Annotated in this window: 7 protein-coding genes; 6 read left to right on the top strand and 1 reads right to left on the bottom strand. The window is 42.7% G+C overall.

Going from position 1 to position 4,561, the window contains the following annotated elements; all coding sequences use genetic code 11:
• Window positions 1-277 precede the first annotated feature (277 nt).
• From hemC to QUF61_RS17900, 6 genes are all read left to right on the top strand, one after another.
• Entirely contained in the window at window positions 278-1,210 is a 933-nt protein-coding gene (gene hemC, locus QUF61_RS17925) for a hydroxymethylbilane synthase (RefSeq protein WP_289682921.1), read from the top strand.
• A 137-nt stretch (window positions 1,211-1,347) separates the two neighbouring features.
• The gene (locus QUF61_RS17920; protein WP_103921787.1) at window positions 1,348-1,572 is read left to right on the top strand and encodes a hypothetical protein; all 225 of its coding nucleotides are present in this window, start codon (window positions 1,348-1,350) and stop codon (window positions 1,570-1,572) included.
• Window positions 1,573-1,575: 3 nt separating this feature from the next.
• On the top strand, window positions 1,576-1,968 hold the full coding sequence (locus QUF61_RS17915; RefSeq protein ID WP_103921788.1) for a PIN domain-containing protein: 393 nt from the start codon (window positions 1,576-1,578) through the stop codon (window positions 1,966-1,968).
• Window positions 1,969-2,038: 70 nt separating this feature from the next.
• On the top strand, window positions 2,039-2,809 hold the full coding sequence (locus tag QUF61_RS17910; RefSeq protein WP_289682920.1) for a uroporphyrinogen-III synthase: 771 nt from the start codon (window positions 2,039-2,041) through the stop codon (window positions 2,807-2,809).
• A gap of 4 nt (window positions 2,810-2,813) precedes the next feature.
• Entirely contained in the window at window positions 2,814-3,077 is a 264-nt protein-coding gene (locus QUF61_RS17905; RefSeq protein ID WP_289682919.1) for a DUF3862 domain-containing protein, read from the top strand.
• A 139-nt stretch (window positions 3,078-3,216) separates the two neighbouring features.
• On the top strand, window positions 3,217-3,945 hold the full coding sequence (locus QUF61_RS17900; RefSeq protein ID WP_289682918.1) for a hypothetical protein: 729 nt from the start codon (window positions 3,217-3,219) through the stop codon (window positions 3,943-3,945).
• 57 nt (window positions 3,946-4,002) lie between these two features.
• Here QUF61_RS17900 and QUF61_RS17895 read toward each other — a convergent pair whose 3' ends face one another.
• Window positions 4,003-4,371: a transposase gene (locus QUF61_RS17895; protein WP_407080071.1), complete on the bottom strand. Its 369-nt coding sequence runs from the start codon at window positions 4,369-4,371 to the stop codon at window positions 4,003-4,005.
• Between the last annotated feature and the right edge of the window lie 190 nt (window positions 4,372-4,561).

Below are 4,561 nucleotides of genomic sequence, written 5' to 3'. Positions count from 1 at the left end.
TTATCTGCTGTAAATCGTTGTCACTGAGAGTCATATGCTATGTGAGAACCTGAATGATTATGCTTTATACTGTTACATAAATTGTTCTGATATACAATATTTGCTTTGGGGGTCTGAACGGTTACGCTCAATGGTGTATTGCTATAGCCACTGATAAAAAACCTGTAAAGCCCATTGCTTTACAGGTTTTTTATTGCCTGGAGAAAAGATTGATCTTGTTTCCCAACACGCTATAATCCTCCATTGTTTATTTGTTTTTTTACCTATGGTTTTGTGTATGTTTCCTGATTCAAAGCAAGGCGTTCTTCGTATCGCCACCCGCAAAAGTCCACTGGCACTGTGGCAAGCTTATTTTGTCCGTGACAGCTTGTTGCAAGCCTTTCCTGATCTCAATATTGAATTGGTGGAAATGGTCACGCGAGGTGATAAAATTCTGGATCAGCCGCTGGCGGAAATTGGTGGCAAGGGTCTATTTATTAAAGAATTAGAGCAAGGTTTGTATGATAAACAAGCTGATATTGCCGTACATTCGATGAAAGACGTACCAATGGAATTACCCGCAGGGCTACACCTGGCGGTGATTCTGGAGCGAGAAGTCCCCTTTGATGCATTTGTCTCCAATCGCTATGACAAGCTTGATGATTTACCAGAGGGTGCTATTGTTGGCACTGCCAGTATGCGCAGACAATGCCAGCTACTGGATTACCGCCCCGACCTGCAAATTCGCAGTTTGCGCGGCAACGTGGGAACCCGCTTGAAAAAGCTGGATGATGGGGAGTTTGATGCAATTATCCTGGCGGCAGCAGGATTAATTCGTTTGGATTTAAAAGACCGCATTCGCTCCCAATTAACCCCGGAACAAATGCTACCCGCCATTGGTCAAGGCGCAGTGGGCATAGAATGTCGTGCTGACGATCCGGTTATTAATGATTTACTCGCCAACCTGGATGATCCTGATACCCATTGTCGTTTACGCGCAGAACGTGCAATGAACCGCAAATTAGAAGGGAGTTGTCAGACCCCGATTGCCGGCTATGCAATATTAGAACAGGATCAACTCTATTTACGCGGACTGGTTGGCAAAGAAGATGGCAGCGTGATTTTACGCAGCGAAATACGCGGCCCTGCCAGTGAAGCAGAAGCACTGGGCAAGCAACTGGCAGAAGAGCTGCTGGCTCAAGGCGCGGCAGCGTTATTGGCATTGGCATAGAGGGAAACTGCTATAATGAAAGAATATAAACCTACAGAAACATAACGGCAACAATTTATGTTCTACTTTGGGTGGAGAAATTATAGAGCTTGTGAGAGATAGCCAGAAGATGCAGTTGACTTAAACAGGAGATAAATATGGCCACCCTATCTATTGATGGTATTGACGAAAAAACGATAACACAATTACAAATCAAAGCAAAACAGTTTAATGTTAATATCAATGAGTTGGTAATACAATTAATTTCTAATGGACTCAATAGCAAACATACCACCAAGGTACCTGATATTCATTCAATATTTGGCTTACTTCCCTCATCAACGGATGGTTTGGAATTCCAAAATACAATGCGTGAAGAATAAATAATGCATCAGATTATATTAGATACAAATATTTGGATATACCTACTGGAAGGGAGGCATGAACTGAATAATCTGAAAGCGCAAATTGCCCAAGAAAAGCTGATACCTGTATTAAATCAGGTTGTTTTTGCTGAAGTATTAGGATGGCAAGAGATGGATAGTGGTAAAGAAATTGAAATCAGAAAATATTTTGCCTCCCTGAAAATGCTAACACTCAATATGCAGCACTGGGAGCAAATTATTTCATGGAGAAAGCAAGGAATTAAAAAGAAAATGCCTGATTTACTTATTGCTGCTATTTCAAAGCAATCTGGCTATCCTATTCTGACCAGAAATATAAATGACTTTAATCTTCTGGATATAAACGTAGAAAACCCTTGGGTAGATAACACATAACTATATCCCATTTACAGATAATGCTACTTTAAGCAGTGTTATCCATAATTACTGTATCAGATAAATTGCCATGTCTTTATCCGGCCTAAAAGTCTTAGTAACCCGTCCACAACACCAGGCAAAGTCCTTGTGTCTTGCCATAGAAAATGTGGGTGGTATTGCCTTGCCGTTTCCAGTTATCGAGATTAAACCCGCGCAAGATACGCAAGCCCTGCAAGACTGCGCAGCACAACTGGTGCAATATGACCTGGCCATTTTCATCAGTGCTAACGCGGTCACGCAGGCACTTCCATTTTTAACCTCCAACCCCGCTTTTAAGCAGTTAAAAGTGGCGGCAGTTGGCAAACAAACTGCCAGGCAATTGCAATTACAGGGAAAAGCGGTTGCTATTGTGCCGCAAAAAAACTTTAATAGTGAAGCATTACTGGCTTTACCTGAGTTGCAATCGGTGCGGGGGCAGCGTATTGTAATTTTTCGTGGCGAAAATGGACGAGAAACGCTGGCGCAAACCTTACGGGAACGTGGCGCAAGCGTTACTTACATCACCGCCTATCGGCGACAAATACCACAAATAAATTTGGATGACTGCCCGCAAATAGCACAAGGACATTTTGACCTGAGCATTGTCACCAGCGTTGAAGGCTTGTTAAATTTATTTGAATTATTGCAACATGCCGACTGGTTGCGCCACAAACCCATACTCACATTAAGTCAACGTATTGCCGACAAAGCCCGTCAATCAGGTGTTAAGGCCCCTGTTTTTGTCAGTACTGGAGCCAGTGATACACATTTACTCACAGCCTTAGCCTCTTTTTATCAGAAAATACCCTCAAAGGAATAAACCCATGTCTTTTTTCAAACCTGCTTTATTGTTAATGCTGTTTACTTTACTTATTGCCTGCTCAAAAATTGATAAAGCACATTTTGATCAAGTAAAAGAAGGTATGAGCATGGCAGAGGTTACTGCAATTCTGGGAGACCCCACGGAAAGTCAAACCATGGGTGTAGGGCCGTTATCAGGCACTAATTCAACCTGGAAACAGGATAATGTCAGCATTCAAATCCAGTTTTTTAATGATCAGGTAAAGCTGAAAAACTTCAGTCAATAATTAACTTGCAGGACTGCCAGTCCTTCATCAAGACCGCTTAAAAAAGACTGGCAGCATTGGCAGGATGACTTATAAATTTCAGCCTCATCCCTGAACTCAGCTTTTCTCAACAACATAAAAACCCCGCTGAGGAGTGAGCATGAACAATTGCGCATCCTGCGAAAATAACGGCATGAATGTGATGAGCTTTACCTGGTTCACTGACCAGGAACCGGCTCCCAATTTCAAAAAAATTGGAGAACTTGCCAAGGACAACAGTTCTGTCTGGTCATGCGGCAAATGCGGCACTACCTATTACCAACGCCGGGGCACGGTCAACGATACCATGGTCAGCCTCAATCCCGCGCATTGCGACTCACTGCTGAAATGGGGAAACAAAACACTACACCTTGCGCCGACTCATAAAAAGACACTCAAAGAAATCGGCGGTATATTTCAAGGATTTGTGGTCGGCATAGATGCGCTGACCTATCCATGCAGATGTAAGATAAAAGGCAAGGGATGGCTTGACTTCTGCATAGTCAGCTTTCAACCATTTGCACCCGCCGGTTTTGAATTTGAAAATGCAGAAGCGATATATCTAGCTGATGAAGTAGAAGAAATAGAACACTCCTCCTTTAGCCTGTCCAGGGAGGCGAGACATGCCTTAGAAGCCGCCGTGGAGCGGGACAGGGATTTCTTTCCCACTATTCTCACTGCGCCGGATAAGGTCAAGTTTCTCCTCCTCAACATGCAGCATTTTTTCCAGCAGGGCAATTACAAGGCACCGGAACTCAAGGTGATCGAGCAATGGCAAGAAGGCGGCCAGTACATCAAGCACATCCCAGATCGCCGCACTATCACCTGGATTATCATGAACCCAAATTAGCAGACAGCCCAGGGCAATCGCATTAAAAATATCTTGACAAGATCAATACCTTCGCCACTAAGTAGCCATTTTTCTCTCATGAATCCTTCCCAGCACAGGAATCTCTGTAAATAGCTGCTCAATATTAATCGGTTTTACATTTTCAGGAAGTATTTTTAATACCTCCTGAGCGTAACGAATAGCGTGATGACGGGCTTTTAGGTCAAGGGTACTTTCTTCACCTGATGTTGTTAGCATCACTTGAGAAAGGTTGACCATCCATAAGGATAAATTGGCGGCATTGTGGACTGACTGCTCTTTAATTACCATAAAATCTTCTAATCCCCAGTGTTGTTTTGCATCACGAAAGTTGAACTCAATTTGGAATCTCAGATGGTAGTATTCAATGACATTTTCCCAACCCAGTTCAAGGTCAGTACTAAACAGAATGACTCTGGCTTGCTTGCCTATTTTTAGGTTTTCTTTACAGATTATGACAACATTCAGAGCGTAACCGTTCAGACCCCCAAAGAAAATATTGTGTATCAGAACAATTTATGTAACAGTATAAAGCATAATCATTCAGGTTCTCACATAGCATATGACTCTCAGTGACAACGATTTACAGCAGATAAAC

Source organism: Candidatus Venteria ishoeyi (assembly GCF_030378065.1).
Classification (GTDB): domain Bacteria; phylum Pseudomonadota; class Gammaproteobacteria; order Beggiatoales; family Beggiatoaceae; genus Venteria; species Venteria ishoeyi.
Note: the sequence above shows the minus strand (reverse complement) of the source record. Positions and strands in the feature narration are given on the sequence as shown.